This window comes from Stutzerimonas chloritidismutans, assembly GCF_038562055.1.
Lineage (GTDB): Bacteria > Pseudomonadota > Gammaproteobacteria > Pseudomonadales > Pseudomonadaceae > Stutzerimonas > Stutzerimonas chloritidismutans_A.
Window position 1 is genome coordinate 31,643 of the sequence record NZ_JBCFXD010000001.1, and the last position, 21,952, is coordinate 53,594.

The following is a 21,952-nucleotide window of genomic DNA, read 5'->3' on the forward strand; positions in this document are numbered from 1 at the left end:
ATGCCGCCCCTCTCAGTTTTCTGAACTGGATTTCTTCAGAGGTGGCACGAAGAAGATGGGTCTTTGCGGGGGCGCTATCAGGATATCTGTCGACTTGATGCTTGTGCCTTTTCGACGCCTTGTTTTGCCGTTCTTGTCGACCGCCAGCAGATCACCGGTCGCGACAGCAATGTCGAGTGCCTGCTTTACGCGAAGCTCGTCAGCCATGGTGTAGTTGGTCAATCCGCTCATCAGGCCCAAAAAAGGTTGCCGTTCTACCTCGTAGACCTGTTTGGGCAAGAGCTCCGAAAGTTCTCCTCGGATGCGGTCATTGGTAGCATCGTCGAAATAATGCTCATCCAACAGCAAATCGTGCTGACCTGTCACGGCGATATCCCGATTGGCGTCGTAGCTGAAAAAGCTGGAAGGCGACAGCATATGGGAAAAGTTGTTGCCGTATTTCCAGTGGATCTTCTTCATCACATCGTTAGCGCGGTAGTTGTTCGCCAGATGGATAAACCAATAGGCCATCGGGTTGCTGCCGGCCGGACGAATGAAGAAGACGGTCATGTACTGGGCACCGCTTTCCTGCTTGATCCCCTCGGACAGATAGCGCTGGATCAGGTATTGCCAGCTCCGTGGCTGATGCGCCTTCAGCTGTTTAAGCATGTCCCATGGCACATGCTGATCCAAGCCGATATTTGCAATGGCTTTCCGGTTCGCTTGGCGGTCGGCTAGATACGTAACCAAAAAATCGACATTGAAGGTCAGCAGGACCTCGGCTTTGTTGAGATTCTGGAAAATCCATTTGATCTTAGGGAACGGCACATCGCCATACATCATGCCCAGCCCCGCAGCGAGGATTGCCTTTTTCCGAGCCGGCTGCATATCTCAGACCATCTATCCACTCGTCAATACGCTCGTATCGTCAAAGGTTGGGTGAAAGCCATTGGCCCTGATCCAGCCCTGTATGGCATTCACACAATAAGACGTACGAAGGCATCGCTGATCTATCGCAGGACGAAGAACCTGCGGGCAGTTCAACTGTTGCTCGGCCATACGAAGCTGGAGAGCACCGTTCGATATCTGGGGATTGAGGTCGATGATGCCCTAGAGATGGCGGAACAGACCGAGGTTTGACCATGCATAGCGACGGTCGAAGCCAGGCCGTCGCTAACCGGCCAATAGCCGCCCTAGTCTGCCCACCAGTTCGGTATGACAGATGCTAGGCCGGTCAGGGCGCCGACTACCCCAATCATGATGCTACTCCAGAAGGTTACCGGCTCGCGGCGCTGCCTACGCTCCTCGCGGATGTCTGCCCTGACAATGCGAATGCCAGCATCTGTGAGATACCTGGGCTCCCGCGGGTCGCTATCAAATTCGACTCGCCCCCAGAAAGTCCTGTCATCGCGATCAGGCAGTGGGACACCGAGGCGGTCTGCCTCTATCATCCAGTACTCGGTCAAGATCAGCAGCCGCCATTCGTACAGACTGTCCGACTTCTGAATATAGTCCTGAAGCTGTCCATCCTGTTCCGGTTGGACGGTGTGGGGCGGGTGCATCTTCTCCAGTTCGGACCTGGCTTTTTCGCACTTGGCCAACTCAGATCGCATCACTCGGTAATGCTTTGTCCACATCGCTCGCCCCTCCCTTGGAAGAGCGCGACGCTACCTGACTGCAAATCTGAATACCACCTTGCCCGGCCGAATCCTTGCCCGATGCGCGGCCGGCGGGCGTGCCGTGGAGTATAGGGCTAGCCCAAAATAATAGGGGATGGAAGAATCGATTGAGCATTCGGCTGAACGTATCGTCGGGATAATAGGCATTTAGTAAAATTCAATGCCAATGCTTCGGAATCAGTGGTAACTCCCGGCTGTAACATGCTACCGCGCCCTTCGACAAGAATGGCTGCAAACGACAATAAGCTAATTAAATTAAAAAGCCGCAAGAAATTACTCGGTGTTGCGTAGCCTTTAAAGAATCCATGCGCAATCCCATGCCGATTTAAAACAAAGTGCGATGGTAACGACTCTGTATGACCGTAAAAACACCCACGGAAGTACATTTCCATGCTCTCCAGCATCTGCACTCGCTCATGATATCGACTTAAATAGTTTATCGTTAATTCCTTGTCTGGATACCAATCATAACCTGCGACCAGTCGTTTCAACTCACCTTGCTTTATTCGATGAAAAACCTTTAGAAGCGTCTCTATATTCACGGCATCCTTAACTGGAAGAGAGACGTGCTTTCCAAGCTCTCTTAGGAACCCTTCTATGCAAGGCAGAATTCCAACAATTGCCACGCCGTACAGACCCAGACAGTATGCCTTTACAGCCTCAATCAGCTGTTCTTGATACTGAGCAAAAGTGATGCGCTGAGACCATGCCCCACAAATCAGGTCGGCCATTCGTGGGGGCGTGTACATTTCCAACAGCATATTATTCGCGTGAGCGTACCTTTCCTCTTCACTGTTGCTTTTCGAGATTTTTCCGCCGTATTCAGATAGAAATCCAAAGCTATGATATGGGGGGAGTACTATCTCAGTAGTCGCAAACGTATCTCTGTACCAAGCTAGCCCAGAGCCCACTTTGATTTCCGAAAGATCTCTTGGAAAAAATGCACACTCACCAGATGAAACAATTTTATATCCGCGAATATCCCGAAAACAGCTCAGCTTCGCTTCCTGCAAACTATCAAACTCATGCTTCCCTCGATGTAAGCAAGCTTCTACTGCTTTTATTCCTCGCCCCAGCGCCATCGATTTTCTGCACTGCTTGTAAGCCTTAGCGAAGTCCATAGCTGCCCTTGTTATTCGACCCACTGATTCGATCGAACCTACCTGACAACACCTAGCCACGCAAACCATCTGCCGGCGCAGCCCGGCGGTAATGACTGACACGCAATTATTAGACGAATTTGAACGTCAGCTTCTGGCCGGTTAGCGACCATTGCTCTGGCTAGCCATCCTTGTCCTCCCACACGTGGAGGACTTGCCATGAACATCATCGCTACCTGGAGCCGTCAGCCCTGGAACAAAGGGAAATTGGTCGGGCAGAAAATCCCGCTCCGACTGAGAGATATCTGGGCGATCCGAGTAAGGGGTCATGCCGAGATATAAGTAAAATTCACTCACTTCGCACGTAACGTGTTGATGCCAAGAGAATTTACCAAATCGACCGCACAGCCTCTGATCGTGGACTATCTTTTCTGACTCCTCAGAAAAGGAGTTCCTATGGCTTCATTAGAGCGTACGGCGTATCCCACTCTGCCAAAGGCGTATTCAAAAGCAGAGTACCTGCGCTTAGGCTTTTGCACGGTTCGGTATTCATCAAAATGAAGCGGCCGAGCATCGAACAATGGAGGCATAGGCTAGGCCAGCAGGCGGTATCTGCGCGAGCTACTTTTCCAGCAGCTCGCTTCAACATACATACGACCTGACATACCAGAGAACCTGACAGAAATGTAATGGTTACTTCAGCCTTTGGTCAGGACGCTTTGCATATATTGGCTGTCAGACGCTGCAAGCATTGAAAAACCGCAAATGTCCCTGCAATAGGCCAAGTTCGTCGCTAACCAATCCATAAGGTGCCCCGTATGTCCTCTCAGCAGTGCCATCACCAGCCCGACCAAACGAAAGGTACTGCAGCACTCACAGACCCCGTCTGCGGGATGAAGGTGGAAGAGGATAGCGAGCATCAAGAGCATTATCAGGGAAGCACTTACCGCTTCTGCAGCCAGGGTTGCCAGACCAAGTTTCGTTCCGACCCTGCTCGATATCTCGCTGCACCGCAGGCTCATGGAACCTCCTCTCGGGCATCTACCCCACCCGCACAGAAACCACCCGCCGGTGATGCAACGACAGAGTACACCTGCCCGATGCACCCTGAGATCCGCCAAATGGGTCCAGGTGATTGCCCTATCTGTGGGATGTCATTGGAACCTCTGATCCCTGAACTCGACGAGGAGGAGAATCCCGAACTCAAGGACTTCTCGAAGCGATTCTGGTGGTCTCTGCCCCTGACCGTAGCAGTAACCCTGTTGGCAATGGCGGGACATGCGATACCGCTGTTTCACGGGGCTAGCCAGAACTGGGTTGAACTGGCCCTCACGACCCCGGTTGTCTTGTGGGCAGGCTGGCCATTTTTCGCGCGCGGTCTCGCCTCGGTCAAACATCGCAGCCCAAACATGTGGACCTTGATCGGGCTTGGCACGGGGGCTGCCTATATTTACAGCGTCGTAGCAACCCTCTTACCGAGCATGTTTCCAGAGTCATTCACAGTAGGCGGCCGGATAGGCGTTTATTACGAAGCCGCCGCGGTGATCATTTCATTGACTCTGCTGGGCCAGTTGCTGGAATTGAAGGCCCGCTCGCAGACGTCCTCGGCAATTAAGTCCCTGCTTGGCTTATCACCTAAAACCGCTCGCCGTATCGCCAAAGATGGTTCAGAGGAGGACATCCCGCTCACACATGTTCATGAGGGCGACCATCTGCGCGTTCGTCCTGGTGAAAAGGTACCCGTTGATGGAGAGGTATTGGAGGGCGAGAGCGCCGTCGATGAATCCATGCTAACGGGCGAGCCGGTTCCGGTGACGAAGCGGACAGGCGATTCGCTTATCGGCGCGACGATGAACACGAGCGGCTCGCTTGTCATGCGAGCCACCAGGGTTGGCTCCGGGACTATGCTTTCACAAATCGTCCAGATGGTTGCGAATGCACAACGCTCCAAAGCACCCATGCAGCGAATGGCAGACACGGTTGCAGGTTATTTCGTGCTGACGGTCATCGGTATCGCCTTGCTGACATTCTTTGCATGGGGCCTGTTCGGGCCTGACCAGGGCTGGGTATTCGGCCTGATCAATGCAGTTGCGGTTTTGATCATTGCTTGCCCTTGCGCACTTGGCCTGGCAACGCCTATGTCGATCATGGTTGCCACAGGCAAAGCGGCTGGAAGTGGAGTGCTTTTCAGAGACGCAGGCGCCATCGAAAATGTCCGTAAGGTAGACACGCTGATTGTCGATAAAACAGGAACCTTGACCGAGGGCCGACCTGTCTTCGATCGGGCCATAGGCGTCACGCCGTTTGACTCGCAGGAAGTCATCCGTTTGTCTGCCAGCTTGGATCAAGGTAGTGAGCATCCCCTAGCCCACGCGATCGTAGACCATGCCAGAAGCGAAGGTCTCCAGCTGGCGAAGCCAGAGACCTTCGAGTCAGGGTCAGGGATCGGAGTCCGTGGTCTGGTGGAAGGCAAGCAGCTACAGCTAGGCAACACCGCGCTTATGGAAGATGCGGGTGTGAGCGTCGAGCCGTTGAAATATCAGGCAGAAAAAATGCGCGAGAGCGGTACCAGCATTGTGTACCTGGCTGTTGATGGGGCACTTGCCGGCTTGCTGGCCGTATCGGACCCAATCAAACCGACTTCCAAGGAAGCTGTAGCGCGGCTCCAAGCGGAGGGCGTGCAAGTCATCATGGCCACCGGCGACGGGCTTACCACTGCCCGCGCGGTGGCTCGTGAGCTATCGCTCGATGAGGTGCATGGCGAAGTGAAGCCGCAGGACAAGGAGGCGCTGGTGGTTAAGCTACAAGCCCTAGGTAAAGTAGTCGCCATGGCAGGCGACGGAATAAATGATGCGCCGGCGCTCGCCAGGGCTGATGTCGGCATAGCGATGGGCACGGGCACTGACGTCGCCATGAACAGCGCCCAAGTTACGCTCGTTAAAGGTGACCTGATGGGGATACTGCGCGCGCGCACGCTTTCGGTGGCGACGGTTCGCAATATGCGTCAGAACCTTCTGTTTGCCTTTATGTACAACGGGTTGAGCATCCCGATTGCCGCAGGTCTGCTCTATCCGTTCTTCGGACTGTTGCTGTCTCCGATGATTGCTGCCCTGGCCATGAGCCTCAGCTCAGCATCGGTTGTGTTCAACGCACTCCGGCTCCGTCAAACGCGTGTAGTTTGAAGCCTGTCGGCTTAGGCTTAGGCTTCGGTTGCGAAGCGACCGATTGCCTCATTGATTGCTCATGAATTGCCCCGTAAGCTGGAAATATGACGTCCTACATGCGCTCCTTCCTTATCCTGCTGCTAGTGCTTGCGCTTCAGATCAATGGGATAGCGGAAATGCTCATGACGGTTGGATCGTCCGGGCATCACATGATGTCCGATATGGAAGGTGTGGGCGCCATGACGACCGACCACGCTTCGATGGTTGGCGCCGATGACGGTGCTGAACACGAGTGCTGTGAAGCGAATGAGCATGGAACGGCGACCGTCTGCAAGACGGGCCAAGAATGCAAAACTGCAAGTATCCTTCAGCTTGTCTCAATAAAAGCCCAGCTGATGCCTGCTGCTAAACCCGTGACCACTCCCTATAACGGCCTGATCCCCTCTAGCCTTTTAGACGCCGTCTGGCGTCCACCCCGCGTCTAATTCCGATCAAATTATAGGAACCGCCCGAGTGAGCATTCGGGCCGGCTACTGCGCGCCTTTGGCTCGCATGAAAGATCAGGAATCCTTCGCAAATGAAACCCCGTATTTATTGGGCGCCGCCGTACGTGGCCGCCTTGATCATGGGCGCGCTCTCGTTTCCAGGGTTAGCGTCCGCTTTGACCTTAGAACAAGCTCTGAGCGTGGCCGAGCAAGACGCGCCTTCGCTGCATGCGCAAGCCGCCAACCTGGTGGCCGCACGCAGCGCTGCAATCCCTGCCGGCGAGCTTCCTGACCCTAAACTTAAGCTTGGACTGCAAAGCGTGCCCATCGAAGGTGACGCTCGCTGGCAGTTGGAGCAAGAGGCCATGACCATGCAAATGGTTGGGGTCATGCAAGATGTGCCAAACCGAGCGAAAAGGCGCGCTCGTGTCGAGGCCGCGCAGGCTAGTGTTGCGCTCGCAAACGCCCAGCAAACGGTTGAACGTCTCGGTGTGCGCCAAGCAACCGCCGAGGCATGGATCGCTAGCTTCGCGGTCGAGCAGAAGCTAAGCCTTTTCAAGCAGCTTTACAGCGAGAATCAGCTCCTTTCGCGGGCTGTTCAGGCCCGCATTGCTGGCGGCAGCGGACAAACCGCAGACAGCGTACTTCCGAGGCAAGAGGCAGCATTGCTGGCTGAACAAGAGGATGAGCTGCTGCGTAACCAGGCTGTTGCGCGGGCCGGCCTCCGGCGCTGGATAGGCGAGCTAGCAGGCCAGCCGCTTACAGGTGACTGGCCGCAATGGCTTGCCGCCGTTGATAACTATCAGCACAACCTGAACCGGCACCCGGCGTTACTCGCCTTCGACCCGATGACTCGTGAAGCGGAGGCAAAGGTTCACCAGGCCATCGCAGAGAAAACACCGGATTGGAGTTGGGGGATCGACTACCTGCGACGTGGCCGTGAGTACGGCGACATGGTGAACCTCAGCGTCAGCTTCGACCTGCCGCTGTTTACCAGCTCTCGGCAGGATCCGAAGATCGCGGCCGAACGAGCTCGCCTTGCCCAGATCGAGGCTCAGCGCCAAGCGACCTTGCGCCTGTACAACCAAGAGCTGAGTACTGACCTCGCTGAGTATCAGCGTCTGGACCGCGCACTCATCCGCCTCGACAAAACCTTACTACCCCTCGCTGAAGAGAAGGTCCGCCTTGCCATGGCCGATTACCGCTCCGGAAGCGGTGAGCTGACCGCTGTGATCGAAGCGCGACGACAGCTTGTGGAGACCCGGCTACGGCGTATTGACGTCGCCCGCGATCGATCGTTGAGCAATGCCCGCCTGCATTTCGCCTTTGGAGATACCCGACCATGACATTCCAACACAAGCGGCTGGTACTCGCCTTCAGTCTGCCTCTGATGATTAGCGCTGCAGCGCTAATCGGTCTGCCTACCGCAGCCTTCGGACAATCGCCTGCAGAAGAAGACAAGGAAGTGCTCTATTGGTATGACCCTATGGTCCCCCAGCAAAAGTTCGATAAGCCGGGCAAGTCGCCATTCATGGATATGGAATTGATTCCACGCTATGCAGATGAGGGAAGCGACGGGGCATCGATCAGTATCGACCCGAGCGTGACGCAGAATCTCGGCGTGCGCTTTGCAACCGTAACGCGTGAATCGATCAGCCAGTCGCTCGAAGCGACAGGCGCATTGATGTTCGACGAGCGAGACGTGGCGGTTGTGCAGGCGCGTGCCGGTGGCTTTGTCGAGCGCGTTTACGACCGAGCACCGGAGGATGTCATCGAAAAAGGCGCGCCGTTAGCCGATCTGCTGGTTCCCGAATGGGTTGCCGCACAGGAAGAGTACCTGGCGCTCAAAGGGATTGGCGAACCCCAGCTGCTCGCAGCGGCTCGCCAGCGGTTGCGCCTTGCTGGCATGCCGCCAGAAGTCATAGTGCAGCTAGAACGAACTGGTAAAGCGCGCCCTGTTTGGACAGTGAGGAGTCCAATAGGCGGCGTGCTGAACAGCCTCGACGTTCGCGAGGGCATGACCGTATCCACTGGTGCGTCTCTGGCACGTGTTAATGGGCTGGAAAAGGTATGGTTAGAGGTTGCGGTGCCTGAGGCGCAGGTTGCAAATGTGGCGCCTGGGCAGCTGGTCAACGCGCGCCTCCCGGCCTTTGCAGGTGAAGTTCTGGAAGGGACGATCCAGGCCGTACTACCACAAGCCAACTTGGATAGCCGTACTGTGCGCGTCCGGGTTGAACTGCCTAATCCGCAACAACGGCTTCGTCCCGGCATGACGGCCGAGGTGACGTTGAGTCGCAACGTCGAAGATGTCTTGGTCATCCCGTCCGAGGCGGTCATTCGCACCGGTCGGCGCGCATTGGTGATGCTGGCCGAGGATCAAGGCCGTTACCGCCCGATTGAGGTTCGCACAGGCCGGGAATTCGATGACCAGACAGAGGTGCTTGAAGGGCTGGAAGCCGGTCAGAAGGTCGTGGCGTCCGGTCAGTTTCTCCTGGATTCAGAGGCGAGCCTACGCGGGCTGACCGCTCAGGGTTTGGAGGAGCCTGCAACTTCTACAGAACCTGCGCTGCACGAGGCTGAAGGTACGATCGTCAGCCTGGAAGATGGCATGGTTGGCCTGTCGCATGGGCCGTTCAAGACGCTGAACATGCCTGGGATGACAATGTCCTTTCCGGTTGCAGATCAATCGCTCCTAACAAAGTTGCAGACCGGCGATCACGTCCGTGTCGGCGCGCGTGAAAGCGAAGAGGGCCTGGTCATTGAGCACATCGAGAAGCTGGGGGGCCAGCGATGATCGCAGCCATAATTCGCTGGTCAGTGGCCAACCGCTTTCTGATCCTGCTGGCTACTGTGTTCGCGGTGGCTTGGGGTGTCTGGTCGGTCAAAAACACCGCTGTTGATGCATTGCCAGACCTTTCCGACGTTCAGGTCATCATCCGCACGCCATACCCCGGGCAGGCGCCCCGGATCGTTGAGAATCAGGTCACCTACCCACTGACGACGACCATGCTGTCTGTCCCCGGCGCAAAGACGGTCCGCGGCTACTCCTTCTTCGGGGATAGCTACGTGTACGTCCTGTTTGAGGACGGCACCGACCTCTATTGGGCCCGTTCTCGGGTGCTGGAGTACCTGAGTCAGGTGCAGAGTCGGCTTCCCGCCGCCGCCAAACCCGCTTTGGGCCCTGACGCCACAGGTGTCGGCTGGATCTACCAATATGCTTTGGTAGACCGAACGGGCAAACATGACCTCTCGCAGCTGCGCTCTTTGCAAGATTGGTTCCTGCGCTATGAGCTCAAGACACTGCCCAACGTGGCGGAAGTCGCGCCCATAGGCGGGATGGTCAAGCAGTATCAGGTCGTACTGGATCCCGTGCGCATGGCAAGCAGGGGCGTGACGCAGCAGCAGATTGCAAAGGCGATCGATGAAGCCAACCGTGAAACCGGCGGGAGTGTTCTGGAACTCGCAGAAACCGAGTTCATGGTCCGTGCGACCGGGTATCTCAAGACACTCAAAGACTTTCGAGCCATTCCTTTGCGTCTCGACGGCGGCGTGCCTGTGACGCTAGGGGACGTTGCGCATATCCAGCTCGGCCCGGAAATGCGCCGGGGCATCAGCGAGCTTGACGGTGAAGGTGAGGTAGTCGGCGGCGTGGTGATCCTGCGGAGCGGCAAGAACGCTCGGGAAACCATCGCTGCCGTTCAGACCAAACTGGATGAGCTGAAAGCGAGCCTGCCCCAAGGCGTCGAAATCGTCACGACGTACGACCGTAGCAAGCTGATCGACAGTGCCGTTGAAAACCTCACGCACAAGCTCATCGAGGAGTTCATTGTCGTTGCGTTGGTTTGCGCGATTTTTCTGTGGCATCTGCGCTCGTCGTTGGTCGCCATCGTGTCGTTGCCGATCGGCATCCTGATTGCTTTTGTGATCATGCAGCGGCAAGGCATCAACGCCAACATCATGTCGTTGGGTGGCATCGCGATCGCCATCGGAGCGATGGTCGATGCAGCAATCGTCATGATCGAAAACGCCCACAAGCACATTGAGGCCTGGCACAAGCGGCATCCTGACTCCACCTTGAAGGGCCAGGAGCACTGGAAGGTCATTACTGACGCGGCTGTTGAAGTGGGGCCGGCACTGTTCTTCAGCCTGCTGATCATCACGCTGTCGTTCATACCAGTGTTCACCCTGGAGGCGCAGGAAGGCCGGCTGTTCGGTCCACTGGCGTTCACCAAAACCTATGCAATGGCAGCCGCCGCGGGCCTGTCTGTCACGCTGGTTCCGGTGCTCATGGGGTATTGGATCAGGGGCAAAATCCCTGACGAACACCGTAATCCACTCAACCGTGGCCTCATCTGGATCTACAAGCCGGCCCTGGACGCGGTACTGCGCTGGCCCAAGATGACTCTGCTGGTGGCTGTTCTGGTCTTCCTGACAGGCTTGTGGCCGGCCTCTCGCCTTGGTGGGGAGTTCTTGCCCCCGCTGGATGAAGGTGACCTCCTTTATATGCCCACTGCGCTTCCAGGCCTCTCCGCTCAGAAGGCTTCTGAGCTACTGCAGCAGACGGACCGGCTCATAAAAACGGTTCCAGAAGTTGCACACGTGTTCGGTAAGGCTGGTCGAGCCGACACCGCTACAGATCCCGCCCCGCTGGAAATGTTCGAGACGACCATTCAGTTCAAGCCGAAGGATCAATGGCGCCCTGGGATGACGCCTGACAAGCTGGTTGAGGAGTTGGATCGCACCGTACAGGTACCTGGATTAGCCAATCTGTGGATCCCGCCGATTCGAAACCGTATCGATATGCTGGCGACGGGTATCAAGAGCCCGATCGGGGTGAAAGTGTATGGCACTGACTTGGCACAGATCGACAAAGCCACCCAGGCAGTGGAAAAAATCGCCAAAACGGTGCCTGGGGTCAGTTCGGCACTTGCTGAGAGACTGACCGGCGGCAGGTATATCGATGTGGATATCGATCGTGTCGCCGCCGCACGCTACGGCCTGAATATCGCGGACGTGCAATCGATCGTGGCCGGTGCCATCGGTGGTCAAACCATTGGTGAAACCGTGGAAGGGCTCGCCAGGTATCCGATCAACCTCCGCTATGGCCGCGAGTGGCGCGACTCGATATCCGATCTGCGCAACCTACCGATCTACACGCCGCAAGGCAGCCAGATCACGTTGGGGACCGTGGCCAAAGTACAGGTGACAGACGGACCGCCCATGCTTAAAAGCGAAAACGCAAGGCTGTCGGGCTGGGTTTACGTCGATGTTCGTGGCCGCGACATGGCGGCTGTGGTGGGCGATCTGAGGGAAAAGATCAGCAAAGGGGTCCAGCTCGAATCCGGCATGAGCATCAGCTATTCCGGCCAATTCGAATTCATGGAGCGAGCTAACGCGAAGCTGAAGCTCGTCGTGCCGGCTACCTTGCTCATCATTTTTGTCTTGCTCTACCTCACGTTTGGGCGCTTTGGGGAGGCGTTGCTGATCATGGCCACGCTGCCATTCGCCCTAACCGGTGGCGTCTGGTTCCTCTATTTGCTCGGGTACAACCTATCCGTAGCGACAGGAATCGGTTTCATCGCACTGGCAGGCGTTTCTGCTGAGTTCGGCGTCATTATGCTGCTGTATTTGAAGAACGCATGGACAGATCGGGTTAACGCTGGAGCCCATGGCGAAGGCGTACTGCTCGACGCAATCCGCGAAGGCGCTGTGCAGCGGGTGCGCCCCAAGGCCATGACCGTAGCAGTGATTATCGCCGGTCTGCTGCCCATCCTCTGGGGTAGCGGAACCGGCAGCGAAATCATGAGCCGCATCGCCGCGCCCATGGTGGGCGGGATGATCACCGCCCCTTTGCTCTCCCTGTTCGTTCTGCCGGCAGCTTACCTGCTGATGCGCCGCCGGCAATTGCGAGTTACCACCCAGCAAGCAACCAACCCCACTGGAGAACATCCATGAACATTAAGCACATCACCCTTGCCTCACTCTTCCTGGTGCCAGTCGCCTATGCCGCCGACAAGGAGCCAATGGACGGCATGCCGATGGATCACAAAGGCATGAACATGCCAATGGACCAGAAGTCGGCGGGACAGACCGCTACAGCCACAGGTACGGTCAAGAAAGTAAACACCGAGAGCGGAACCGTCACCATTGCCCACGGCCCGGTCGAAGCGTTGGGCTGGCCGTCGATGACGATGGGCTTCAAAGCAAAGCCTGATCAGCTCCAAACGCTGAAAGAAGGGGACCAGGTCGAATTCGAGTTCTCCTCGAAAGGTATGGATTCCACCATTACGCGCATCGAAAAGCAGTAAAGAGCAGAAAGCGACCGCCGCAGGCGCGGCGGTCGTACCAACACGAGAATGAAGCGATTACCGCTTTGTAACCTTGGCAACAGCTTCTTGTAAGTAGCAAGCCTTTAATCTACAGGCATCAACTAACCAAGAGGTGCAAACCATGAACCGCATAACCAAAGTAATCGTTCCTTTTATTCTGACCGTTGCTTCCTCGCTTGCAATGGCCGAAGGCGGAAGCGAACGTACGCTGAATCGCTTAAATGACTCGGCAGGAGCAAAGCCCACCCTTAAGGAGCTTGTCAAAGAGGGTCAAGTGCTGAGCATCGCACCTGCAGGGGCGACCGGCACGACTCGAATGATTCAAAACTATAGAACTAGTGCCCAAGTCCAGACGTATGAGATGAAGGTCAAGACCCCCGACGGGAAGATCCATACGGTAGAGTTCCTGAGCACCCCAGTTGGCGTGAACAATGGCTAATCTGCCAAGCTTAATATCCGAGGGATAGTTAGATGAGCAGCATAATATCCAAGATTAAAAGCGTACTGCAGCGCAATCCGGTCGTAACGGGGTTAACCGCAGCTGTGGTTGGCTACATGCTACTGAACCAAAGCACTGCGGCGTTGGCAACAACGCTGCCAAGCCTGCTCTTTCTCTTGCCCTGCTTGTTGATGATGGTCGTATGCATGAAGCATATGTCTAGCGGTAAGTGCGACAAGCCCAAGGAGCCCAACGTTGGCGAAAACACCTTGTTAAGCAAAAGCGAATAACCCACTGAACTTAGAGATTTAACATGCGAAAGGCCATCACCGTTACAGCAATCGCAATCACCTTGGCGAGCGGACTGAGTTTCGCAGCGGCAGATAAAGCGGACCAAAGCCATTCAGAAACCGGCATGATGAGCGGCGACAAGCATATGGAAATGATGGGTGACATGCGTGGAATGATGAAAGAGTGTCGTGAGATGATGGGGGCCGCCAAAGCCGACCACTCGCAAAATGGCGAAAATCCAGACGCAGCATAGGATATGAGGGTGTGAGTAACAATGATCGAAGCAGGTGGGGGGTGCCCCACCTGCTTTTTTGTGCTTGATGGCCTAACCAGGACCGTACTGATGGGAAAAGTGTCACTGACGAGCAGAATGGCGATAGCTTTCATGCTCGTGGTTACGGTTGTGCTGCTGGCGGCCGCAATCAGCTTTAATTATTTTTGTCAGCTCCATTTCGAACGCAAAGATGCACAAGTGCTTAATGAAAAGGCCGCTGCAGTAGAGCGTACGCTACTCAACAGCTCAGCATTCGGGCCTGAGACCGCTTCAAGGATCGATGCCGTTATTGAGCACTCCTTTGGCTTCGCGACTGCGGTTGTAGTAGACGGTAAGACGGTTTACTCCCATCACAATCTGTCTGAGAGCTTGCTACCTCTTGTCACAGACATCCAAGAGGAACGCTGGACGGTAAGTTTCGGTGGCCACCAGTACAGCGGAATTACCAGAAAAGTAAATCGGTGGGTAGAAGGGCAGGACACTGTTATCTATTTGGCTTTGGATGTAACGCACCGAATCCACTTCTTCGATATGATTCAGCAGTGGTTTGCTTATACGCTTGTCGTTAGTGCACTTCTGAGTGGCGCGTTAGGTGTTGTTCTGATCAGGAAAGGCTTAAAACCAATAGACGAACTGTCCAAGACTTCTTCTACAGTAACCGCCCACTGCTTAGATACCAGAATTCCAACCGAGTCGGTGCCAGGCGAGCTGCATGAACTCGTAGACAACTTCAACGAAATGCTTTCGCGCTTGGACGACTCTTTTCTCAGATTGTCAGGTTTCTCAGCGGATATCGCGCATGAGCTAAGAACGCCGCTGAACAGCATGCTTACCCAAATGGAGGTCGCGCTCTTGCGCGACCGCGAGAATACCGACTACAAAGACATTTTGTATTCCGCCCTCGAAGAACTTAGGCGCATGTCAAAGATGGTCGATGACATGCTATTCCTCGCCAAGGCGGACAACGGGAAGATTACGCCCAATGCCGAAGATGCCAGCATGGCTGAGATTACCGCGAGCGTTATCGAATATTACGAGCTTGCAGCCGAGGACAAAAAGGTAGAAATCGCGCTTTCAGGCGATGGATCGGTACATGGCGATAAATCGATGCTGAGACGGGCCGTCTCAAACATAGTCTCTAACGCAGTTCGATATGCAGAGGAAGGCAGCACCATCAGCGTTGAAATAAGCGAGAGCGGTGGCTCGGTTTGCACAGCCATATCCAACCGAGGCACAACGATTCCAGCCGAGCTTCAGGCCCGAGTGTTTGATCGATTCTATAGGGTCGACACCGCAAGGCGCGAAGGAACCACCATGAATGCGGGCCTCGGCATGGCTATCACTCGTTCGATAGTCGAAGCGCACAAAGGGCGCATCGCTTGCGAATCAGCTGAGGGGCATACGACTTTCACAATGACGCTTCCAAAGCTTATGTCTAGTTAATGGCAGAGTGCCAGCAACGACCCTGACCTACGCTCATAGAAACGCCAGGCTGAACCGAAAGAGGCCGAGACTTTCGAAGCTGTATGTTTGGTTCTGGAGGTTCCCGTGCAAGCGTCCTCATCGAGAAAATGCGGTACGACAGCCGCAGCGCTCAACGAAGCGTGCTTCTGCGTAAGCCTAGATCAAGCTGCGCTCGTAAACTCATTGACCGAACAGCTTGGGAATTCAGAGCTGTCGGAGCTATTGAAGTCACGTTGCCCTCATGTGTTTGCAGCACGACCGGTCTTTGTTTCATCCTTGCGGCTGCGCCAGGTTAATGAGGTTATTCAGGCCATCGAGCAGACCGTGAGCTCGCCCGGTTGGCGTGAGCATGCTCTGGATTCTGCACCTCCTATTGCCCGACACGATCCTCGGGGCGCGCGCGGCGTCTTCTTTGGCTACGACTTCCATCTGGATGATGACAAGCTTGGGCTCATCGAAATAAACACAAATGCGGGCGGAGCGATGCTAAACGTATTGCTCGCCCGCGCGCAGCGTAGTTGTTGCAGCGGCGTAGTCGGGCTTTCGCCAGGTCAGGAAGGACCCGGCGGCTTCGAGCGTTCGATTCTGGATATGTTCGCCCAGGAATGGTCTACGAGCGGCGAGCCACGTCCGCTCACGCGCGTGGTGATCTTGGATGAAAGCCCACAAGCCCAATACCTGTATCCGGAGTTCCTTCTTTTTCAGCGGTTATTCGAGTCAGCAGGAATCGACTGCCTAATCGCAGACCCAGCCGATCTGGCCTTTCACAACGAGTCCCTCTTGGTCGACGGAAAGCCTGTGGATCTCGTCTACAACCGACTCACCGATTTCTATCTGGAAGGCGACAATTGCAGCGCGCTGCGCAGCGCTTATTTGGCTGATGTCGTGACGGTAACGCCACACCCTCAGGCCTATGCCCTTTACGCCGACAAACGCAGGTTGGTTGACCTAACCAACGCACGTTTTTTGGAAGAGATTGGCGTTGATCAGCAAATCCGAACCGTATTGGCCCAATACGTCCCGCTTACCGTTCCTGTCGGGCATGGTAATGCAGAGCACCTGTGGCAAAACCGCCGTAGCCTCTTTTTCAAGCCTGTCAGCGGGTATGGTAGTCGCGGTGCATACCGAGGAGACAAGCTCACCAAGCGCGTTTGGGAAGAAATCGTTGGCGGAAACTACGTGGCCCAGTCCCTTGTAGCTCCTGGCGAGCGTAGAATCGTCGCCGACCCTCAGGTACGATCGATGAAGTTTGATCTGCGCGCTTACGCTTATGCTGGCGAGGTGCAGTGGAACGCTGCCAGGGTCTACCAAGGCCAGACGACCAACTTCAGAACAGAGGGGGGCGGTTTTGCTCCCGTTTTTACCTTAGGCGAGGAAGAGGAGCGAGCCGGTTCTACAGAGCAACGGTCGCACGCCTCGTTCATGTTCTTGCTCGACGAAACCGGCGCCGTAGAGGAACTGCCGCACCCGCTATATCTGGCGCTGGTTCGAGCCGAAATGGCTACTTCTAAGCTTGCCGGTAAGCGTTTCCGATTGGCGGACTGGTATGTGGCAATGGAAGATGGCCATCCTTCCGAAGTCATCCGAGAATTGTACGGCTGGGTTGCTTTCGACGCAGATGGCGCCTACCACCCTGAAGTTGGCCCACCAGAAAATGGTCAGCCAAATAGTATTGGCAATGTTGACTCATCTGCCCTGCCAACACCGGAAGAACATGATCGAATCGAAGGTCTGTTGTTTCAAAGTGAGTGAGGTCCCGCGCGCCACGAAAGGCGCGGCTTGGGACAGAATAACCTCGCCGCTCAGTTTTGGAGCCAGCTACACCCAGCCGTCTTAGCCGCCACACATCTAATGTGCGAATACTAACCCTGCGGTCACACTCGACAAGAACGTGGCATATGCTGGGTGCTGAATTGTTCTCTCCGAGTGTTCTATTGCTCACGATAACTCTTTGGGCTTGCTAAGCCGAGTAGTCGGGTCTCAAGGCTTGAAGGCCATCTTAGTGGGCCCGCTCTTTCGCGCAGTGGTCCATAGCGCGACGTTGGTATTGTCTGCTTATAAGCTATTAGCGATTGATTAGTTCAGGGGAACATTACGCGTAGTACAGCGCTGGCAGCGCTTTAAGCCGGTCTTAAAGCGGTCGATGATTACATTTTTGTAAGCTTCTCAAAAAATCGAAACCTCATCATCTTCGGCTTGTCCGTTTTTAGGAGAGCATTCGAAAGCCACTTCTAAGCAGGGCTGCGCGAACACGTTGAGTCGCCGATCCAGCAGCAATCATTAAAGAGGTCTAACTATGCAAATGTCTTACTGGCGCTTTGCAGCGATGGTAGCCACGTCTACGATCATTATGTATGGCGTGATGTACTTAAATACTTACTCGTTCGAGCATGTTTTTTGGAGCGAGACTCGCGCTTGGATGGCATTAGTGATGGGCGCGGTAATGGCAGTAGTCATGCTCGCATTCATGCTCAACATGTATAAGCGTAAGTCAGTAAACCTAGCGATATTGGCAGGAAGTGCAGTAGCTTTTACCATTGCACTATGGCTTGTACGTGGGCAAGCGACGGTAGACGACACGGACTACATGAAGGCCATGATCCCCCACCATTCCATAGCAATCCTAACAAGTGAACGAGCTCAGATTTCAGATCCTCGCGTCCGCAAGTTAGCTGACGAAATCATCGACGCTCAGCGCCGAGAAATCGCAGAAATGAAGTCCCTGATCAATGAACTAGAAAGGGCAAATTGATTCCCAGAAACGGTGTGTCCACAGCCCAGGGCATGACGGTGGCGACATTGATGGTCTCGCTACCGCTCAGGCGAATCTCCTCAGCGATTGCCGCGCCGAGATTTATGACGCCACCTTTGGTCGCTGCGGAGGAGGCATGATAAGCCAGCGGTATCTCGCTCTCGACTGAGCCCACGTTGACAAGCGTGCCGAAGCCTTGAGCTCTGAACTGGCGCATGGCTGCGTGGCTGCCATAGATCATGCCCTTAAGATTGACATCCACGATCCGCGCATGGTCCTCGACGGGAACGTCCTCGAAACGACCCAGCGCTCCGACCGCAGCGTTGTTAATCCAAACGTCGATCCTGCCGAAACGCTCGATGGCGGCTCGTGCCAAGTCCTGCATCTCGTTCGGGTTGCTCACGTCGGTGGTCACCACCAGTGCCGATCCTCCAGCCATGCGTATCTGCGCGGCCAGTTCTTCGAGCACGTCGGTCCGGCGGGCCGCTAGCACCACGTCGCCTTGCAGAGCGGCAAGCTTGAGCGCCACGCCGCGGCCGAAGCCACTGGAGGCACCAGTGATGACAAAGGTTTTGCGAGCAACGCTTGGCTGGTCGCTTGGTTTCAGGCGCGGGGAAACGGCGCAGCCACTGAGTTGCAGAACGGCGAGCAGTACTAGCAGCAAAGCCAATCGCTGCGATGGGAATATTCGCAAAACCATTTTCGTTTTCTCCCAGCAAAATAAGGTCGCATGGCCCGCTTGGTTGTTGTTGGACCGCCTTTTTGCCAGGAGCTTTCATGCTAATTCACTCAATTAGTTTTCAGCGCTCAATCGGGAGACAGTGGCAAGAGAATAGACCGTTACGGTGGCGATCATCGGTGGCTAAGTAAGAGTTGCTAGCGCGTAACTATCGTATTTCGCTTTGGAATGAAATGCTGCTGGACAGGGATTGATTCGCTCTTGGCAGTTGCGGGTATCGTACGCACTTTTTCGATATGTCATGGAGGCGCGAACATTAAGCGCACCATGGCTTTTCTTATTCTTCGAGGGGCTCTGACACTCCCAATTTAGTAGTGCCAGAGCAGTGAGTTACGGATGTTATCCTGCCATACGCTCACATTCCTCAGCGCAGTTCATGCACGCCTTCGCACACTCTTGGCAATGATCCATTTCATGCTTCGCGCATTCCTCTCCGCATGCACGGCAGATCTTGGCGCAAAGGGCGCAGAACTTCTTAGCATATTCACTTTCGCGGCTCATCAGTGTGGCAGCCAACCTGCAAATGTCCGCGCAGTCGCGGTCAAGCTCGATGCAGCGAGCCATCATTTTTACATCATCCTCGCGTAGGCAAGCAGAGGCGCACATTTCGCACACTAGGGCACAGTTCGAACAAGCTTGGATACAGGATGCGAACATTGAGTTTGTCATTTACGTTCTCCAGGGTTCGATAGTTGTATTTCGTCGTTTGGTTACTGGCCGATATGGCTCATCAGCCTGTTAGCAGACACTGAATTACGACACGCTCCTACCGAGCCCGTTTCGAAAAACCTCATTACAATGTTGTAAGGTAAGTCCAACCGCACCGGGGATCTGCGGGCGCAGTTGGTGACGATGTGGCCGTCAGATTGCCTGTACGGCTTCGCTAGTCTGTTCGAGATGATTGAGTTGAAAATGAGGGAGCTCCCTGTCGCCACGACTGGGAGCATTCGTTGGGGAACGGCCGGAGCGCAAGCCGCTTAACTAGGTAAGTTACTGGCCTTGCGGCCTAACTTTTAGGAAGGAAGCAATTGCAAAGCCCTCCGGTACCGTTGCGTCGACTAGGATGGCCTAGGGCCGATCCTCTGCTTGCTGAACCGCCTTTCTTAGAGCCTCGATCAGAACCGCATAGGCACACATATACCGGATGTTAGTGCTCGTGTTGCTTCCCGTCTGCGTGCACATGGTTTTTTGAAGGGGATTTGCCTTCCGCATCGGCACTGTCACTGCCATTGCTGTGCTCAACCGCCTGGGGCTCCTCGGACGCATGATGGTCATCGCTTTCGTTATTACCATGATGACCGGAGCCTGATTGGCCGGATGCTCCACCTGTGCTGCTGGAGCCATGGTGATCCGAGCCGCCACTGTCGCCCTGATGGTGGTCGCCCGAGGCCATCTCGCCGTGTTGCTCACTATGCCCAGCTGGGGTCTCCCCACCACCATGCTGGTGACCACCGCTAGACGCAACGAGTGCTCGATACGCTCCTTCATCTAACTCAGGAAGCTTCTGCAGAAAAGCCACCATTCCCCAGATGTACGGGTCAGCCATGCTTTTACCCCACGCGGGCATCCCAGTGGCCTTAATGCCATGCTTGATGACCCAAAATGTTTTTGCTGGGTCATCGTATGGCCCCGCTTCAGCCAGGCTGGGTGGAGCGGGATAAAGGCCATTGCTTAGCTCGGTCTCAGCCATGCCTGGCGCCAAATGACAACCCACACACATCGAGTCGTAGTTCCCCGCCCCGGCGCGGATTTGGTCTTCATCGTCGAGAGATGGCACGACTATGTCTTCGGAGCGAACCTCAATCGAGCGATTGCGAGCAGTTTCCAGGAATGCGTGCACGACTCCCGTATGAGGATCATCCGCGGCAACGTTTATTAGTCCCGAGAAAACAACACCGGCCACCACCAACAGGCCTAGTGCGCAGAAGGCAGCGAAGCTAATAATTATTCTTTTCATCTAGGGTCCTTAAAACCAAAGCCTGATGCCAGCAACGAACCGCGCCTCATCTACGTCTTCGCCTTCATCTCTCGCCATATCGGCGGTATTACCGTATGCCCGGCTCCACGTGACGCCGATGTACGGTGCGAACTCACGAACGATTTCGTATCGGAGGCGGAGCCCCACCTCTGTGTTTGCGAGACCAGCGCCTACTCCGCGCGCAGGATCGTCCTTGCCATAGAAATTGAGCTCGGCAGTCGGTTGGAGGATCAGCCGGTTAGTGAGGAGAATGTCGTACTCGCCTTCAAAACGTGCTGCTGTCTGCCCACCTTCACCGACGAAGGCGGTGGCTTCCGCCTCAAAGTTATACAGAGCCATCCCCTGGACGCCTAAAGCCGCCCACGTCTGCGGCGACTCGGGCTTAAAGTCCTGGCGAACACCTGCTACCACATCCCACCAGGGGCTGATGGCACGCCCGTAGAGCGCCTGAATTTCCGCATCTTCAGTAACGCCATTCGTTCGCTCACCTTCCGAGCGAAACCAGAACCGATTGATATCGCCACCAACCCAGGCAGTAGCTTCCCAACTGAGGGTGCTACCTTCATTTGCGTTCTGGTACTCAAGTTGATCTAGCAGAAGGAACCAGGCCAGATACTTGTCATGGACTGTATGACCTTGAAGACCAGGGAAAGCCGCTTCTCTATCCGCATCGGTCAATACTGGAATGAACGAGGGATGAACCATGCCGGGCATTTCGAGCGTATCGTCATGCTTCATTTGGCCATGGTTCATCGTGCTATGGTCCATCGCACCATGACCCATCGCAGAATGGTCCGTTTGCCCACCGGAGCCATGATTCTTAGCTGCGGGCTTCGCTGAAGATGCAGGGGCTTGAGCTGCCTCAGCAGGAGGGGTTTGATGCATCGAATGATCCATCATCTCGGCAGCGTTGGCTGTCCCTCCAGCCGCTGCGCTCAACGAAACTCCGAGCGCAATCAGAGCAAAGCGAGAAGGTCTAGTGGTCATGGTGCGAATCCACCTCAGTATCAGTGGCCTTGGGGTCATGATCCATCTTGCCGTGCTCCATTTCTCCATGGTCCATCGAGCCATGATCCATGTCGTCGTGGTTCATTTTTGAGTTAGAGGTGCCTTGTGTCTGAGATGCCGGCTTGTTGCCTGGATTCTGCGATGAAGCCGATGATTGCTTGTGCTGATCATGCTTTTGCTCTGCAAACGCAGCTGACATATTCATTACGCCCAGCAGACTGAACATTAACGCGCTGCCGATAAGAGTTTTACGCTTCGTAAAATTTCCCAT

General features: G+C 55.2%; 18 protein-coding genes and 3 pseudogenes. 13 read left to right on the forward strand and 8 right to left on the reverse strand.

All coding sequences use genetic code 11. The annotated features are described in order from the left end of the window. Window positions 1-12: 12 nt before the first annotated feature. Window positions 13-816: pseudogene (tcmP, locus tag AAGW23_RS00155) on the reverse strand (three-Cys-motif partner protein TcmP); the annotation flags it as partial. On the opposite strand from tcmP, the pseudogene AAGW23_RS00160 reads away from it, so the two are divergent. Then, a pseudogene (locus AAGW23_RS00160) lies at window positions 814-1,119 on the forward strand (tyrosine-type recombinase/integrase); the annotation flags it as partial. The pseudogenes tcmP and AAGW23_RS00160 sit on opposite strands and share 3 nt — an antisense overlap. Window positions 1,120-1,732: 613 nt before the next feature. Here the strand turns inward: AAGW23_RS00160 and AAGW23_RS00165 are convergent. Beyond that, complete coding sequence (locus AAGW23_RS00165; protein ID WP_015275572.1) at window positions 1,733-2,779, reverse strand: hypothetical protein; 1,047 nt, start codon at window positions 2,777-2,779, stop codon at window positions 1,733-1,735. Between the two features lie 198 nt (window positions 2,780-2,977). Between AAGW23_RS00165 and AAGW23_RS00170 the strand changes: the two are divergent. Next, window positions 2,978-3,082 (forward strand): annotated as a pseudogene (locus tag AAGW23_RS00170) (integrase); the annotation flags it as partial. A 494-nt stretch (window positions 3,083-3,576) separates the two neighbouring features. Further along, complete coding sequence (locus AAGW23_RS00175) at window positions 3,577-5,940, forward strand: heavy metal translocating P-type ATPase (RefSeq protein WP_015275571.1); 2,364 nt, start codon at window positions 3,577-3,579, stop codon at window positions 5,938-5,940. Between the two features lie 122 nt (window positions 5,941-6,062). Here AAGW23_RS00175 and AAGW23_RS00180 read toward each other — a convergent pair whose 3' ends face one another. Then, window positions 6,063-6,236, reverse strand: coding sequence for a hypothetical protein (locus AAGW23_RS00180; RefSeq protein WP_157372369.1), 174 nt, complete (start codon window positions 6,234-6,236; stop codon window positions 6,063-6,065). 263 nt (window positions 6,237-6,499) lie between these two features. Here AAGW23_RS00180 and AAGW23_RS00185 point away from each other — a divergent pair, with 263 nt between their 5' ends. The 10 genes from AAGW23_RS00185 (at window position 6,500) to AAGW23_RS00230 (ending at window position 17,956) form a co-directional block, all read left to right on the forward strand. After that, a complete protein-coding gene (locus tag AAGW23_RS00185; RefSeq protein WP_003292652.1) occupies window positions 6,500-7,753 on the forward strand; it encodes a TolC family protein in 1,254 nt (417 codons plus the stop codon). After that, complete coding sequence (locus AAGW23_RS00190; protein ID WP_015275570.1) at window positions 7,750-9,201, forward strand: efflux RND transporter periplasmic adaptor subunit; 1,452 nt, start codon at window positions 7,750-7,752, stop codon at window positions 9,199-9,201. The genes AAGW23_RS00185 and AAGW23_RS00190 overlap by 4 nt, the downstream gene beginning before the upstream one ends. Then, window positions 9,198-12,362 carry an efflux RND transporter permease subunit gene (locus tag AAGW23_RS00195; RefSeq protein ID WP_003292650.1) on the forward strand — a complete coding sequence of 1,055 codons (3,165 nt, stop codon included), beginning with the start codon at window positions 9,198-9,200 and terminating at the stop codon, window positions 12,360-12,362. Before AAGW23_RS00190 ends, AAGW23_RS00195 begins: the two co-directional genes overlap by 4 nt. Beyond that, a complete protein-coding gene (locus tag AAGW23_RS00200) occupies window positions 12,359-12,715 on the forward strand; it encodes a copper-binding protein (protein WP_003298789.1) in 357 nt (118 codons plus the stop codon). The genes AAGW23_RS00195 and AAGW23_RS00200 overlap by 4 nt, the downstream gene beginning before the upstream one ends. Before the next feature lie 142 nt (window positions 12,716-12,857). Continuing rightward, entirely contained in the window at window positions 12,858-13,175 is a 318-nt protein-coding gene (locus tag AAGW23_RS00205) for a co-regulatory protein PtrA N-terminal domain-containing protein (RefSeq protein ID WP_003292648.1), read from the forward strand. 32 nt (window positions 13,176-13,207) lie between these two features. After that, window positions 13,208-13,465, forward strand: coding sequence for a DUF2933 domain-containing protein (locus AAGW23_RS00210; protein ID WP_003292647.1), 258 nt, complete (start codon window positions 13,208-13,210; stop codon window positions 13,463-13,465). Between the two features lie 23 nt (window positions 13,466-13,488). Beyond that, on the forward strand, window positions 13,489-13,719 hold the full coding sequence (locus AAGW23_RS00215; RefSeq protein WP_003292646.1) for a hypothetical protein: 231 nt from the start codon (window positions 13,489-13,491) through the stop codon (window positions 13,717-13,719). Window positions 13,720-13,809: 90 nt separating this feature from the next. Continuing rightward, on the forward strand, window positions 13,810-15,183 hold the full coding sequence (locus tag AAGW23_RS00220) for a heavy metal sensor histidine kinase (RefSeq protein ID WP_003292645.1): 1,374 nt from the start codon (window positions 13,810-13,812) through the stop codon (window positions 15,181-15,183). 105 nt (window positions 15,184-15,288) lie between these two features. Further along, window positions 15,289-16,956, forward strand: coding sequence for a hypothetical protein (locus tag AAGW23_RS00225; protein ID WP_015275569.1), 1,668 nt, complete (start codon window positions 15,289-15,291; stop codon window positions 16,954-16,956). 544 nt (window positions 16,957-17,500) lie between these two features. Then, window positions 17,501-17,956, forward strand: coding sequence for a DUF305 domain-containing protein (locus AAGW23_RS00230; protein WP_003292642.1), 456 nt, complete (start codon window positions 17,501-17,503; stop codon window positions 17,954-17,956). Here the strand turns inward: AAGW23_RS00230 and AAGW23_RS00235 are convergent. The 5 genes from AAGW23_RS00235 to AAGW23_RS00255 all read right to left on the reverse strand — a co-directional run bounded on the left by AAGW23_RS00235 (window position 17,931) and on the right by AAGW23_RS00255 (window position 21,952). Beyond that, a complete protein-coding gene (locus tag AAGW23_RS00235; RefSeq protein ID WP_003292641.1) occupies window positions 17,931-18,656 on the reverse strand; it encodes an SDR family NAD(P)-dependent oxidoreductase in 726 nt (241 codons plus the stop codon). The two genes, AAGW23_RS00230 and AAGW23_RS00235, sit on opposite strands and share 26 nt — an antisense overlap. 378 nt (window positions 18,657-19,034) lie before the next feature. Then, a complete protein-coding gene (locus tag AAGW23_RS00240; protein WP_015275568.1) occupies window positions 19,035-19,364 on the reverse strand; it encodes a four-helix bundle copper-binding protein in 330 nt (109 codons plus the stop codon). Window positions 19,365-19,842: 478 nt separating this feature from the next. Then, window positions 19,843-20,652 (reverse strand): c-type cytochrome, encoded by an 810-nt coding sequence (locus tag AAGW23_RS00245; protein WP_003292639.1) that lies wholly within the window; start codon window positions 20,650-20,652, stop codon window positions 19,843-19,845. Window positions 20,653-20,661: 9 nt separating this feature from the next. Beyond that, window positions 20,662-21,660 (reverse strand): copper resistance protein B, encoded by a 999-nt coding sequence (locus tag AAGW23_RS00250; RefSeq protein WP_015275567.1) that lies wholly within the window; start codon window positions 21,658-21,660, stop codon window positions 20,662-20,664. After that, on the reverse strand, window positions 21,650-21,952 hold the full coding sequence (locus AAGW23_RS00255; RefSeq protein WP_003292637.1) for a hypothetical protein: 303 nt from the start codon (window positions 21,950-21,952) through the stop codon (window positions 21,650-21,652). Before AAGW23_RS00255 ends, AAGW23_RS00250 begins: the two co-directional genes overlap by 11 nt.

Excerpts from the sequence above, each read along its gene's own strand:
- AAGW23_RS00165 (WP_015275572.1), bottom strand. The coding sequence starts at position 2,779 with ATGGACTTCGCTAAGGCTTACAAGCAGTGCAGAAAATCGATGGCGCTG.
- AAGW23_RS00175 (WP_015275571.1), top strand. The coding sequence starts at position 3,577 with ATGTCCTCTCAGCAGTGCCATCACCAGCCCGACCAAACGAAAGGTACT.
- AAGW23_RS00180 (WP_157372369.1), bottom strand. The coding sequence starts at position 6,236 with ATGCTCATTCGCTTCACAGCACTCGTGTTCAGCACCGTCATCGGCGCC.
- AAGW23_RS00185 (WP_003292652.1), top strand. The coding sequence starts at position 6,500 with ATGAAACCCCGTATTTATTGGGCGCCGCCGTACGTGGCCGCCTTGATC.
- AAGW23_RS00190 (WP_015275570.1), top strand. The coding sequence starts at position 7,750 with ATGACATTCCAACACAAGCGGCTGGTACTCGCCTTCAGTCTGCCTCTG.
- AAGW23_RS00195 (WP_003292650.1), top strand. The coding sequence starts at position 9,198 with ATGATCGCAGCCATAATTCGCTGGTCAGTGGCCAACCGCTTTCTGATC.
- AAGW23_RS00200 (WP_003298789.1), top strand. The coding sequence starts at position 12,359 with ATGAACATTAAGCACATCACCCTTGCCTCACTCTTCCTGGTGCCAGTC.
- AAGW23_RS00205 (WP_003292648.1), top strand. The coding sequence starts at position 12,858 with ATGAACCGCATAACCAAAGTAATCGTTCCTTTTATTCTGACCGTTGCT.
- AAGW23_RS00210 (WP_003292647.1), top strand. The coding sequence starts at position 13,208 with ATGAGCAGCATAATATCCAAGATTAAAAGCGTACTGCAGCGCAATCCG.
- AAGW23_RS00215 (WP_003292646.1), top strand. The coding sequence starts at position 13,489 with ATGCGAAAGGCCATCACCGTTACAGCAATCGCAATCACCTTGGCGAGC.
- AAGW23_RS00220 (WP_003292645.1), top strand. The coding sequence starts at position 13,810 with ATGGGAAAAGTGTCACTGACGAGCAGAATGGCGATAGCTTTCATGCTC.
- AAGW23_RS00230 (WP_003292642.1), top strand. The coding sequence starts at position 17,501 with ATGCAAATGTCTTACTGGCGCTTTGCAGCGATGGTAGCCACGTCTACG.
- AAGW23_RS00235 (WP_003292641.1), bottom strand. The coding sequence starts at position 18,656 with ATGGTTTTGCGAATATTCCCATCGCAGCGATTGGCTTTGCTGCTAGTA.
- AAGW23_RS00240 (WP_015275568.1), bottom strand. The coding sequence starts at position 19,364 with ATGACAAACTCAATGTTCGCATCCTGTATCCAAGCTTGTTCGAACTGT.
- AAGW23_RS00245 (WP_003292639.1), bottom strand. The coding sequence starts at position 20,652 with ATGAAAAGAATAATTATTAGCTTCGCTGCCTTCTGCGCACTAGGCCTG.
- AAGW23_RS00250 (WP_015275567.1), bottom strand. The coding sequence starts at position 21,660 with ATGACCACTAGACCTTCTCGCTTTGCTCTGATTGCGCTCGGAGTTTCG.
- AAGW23_RS00255 (WP_003292637.1), bottom strand. The coding sequence starts at position 21,952 with ATGGGAAATTTTACGAAGCGTAAAACTCTTATCGGCAGCGCGTTAATG.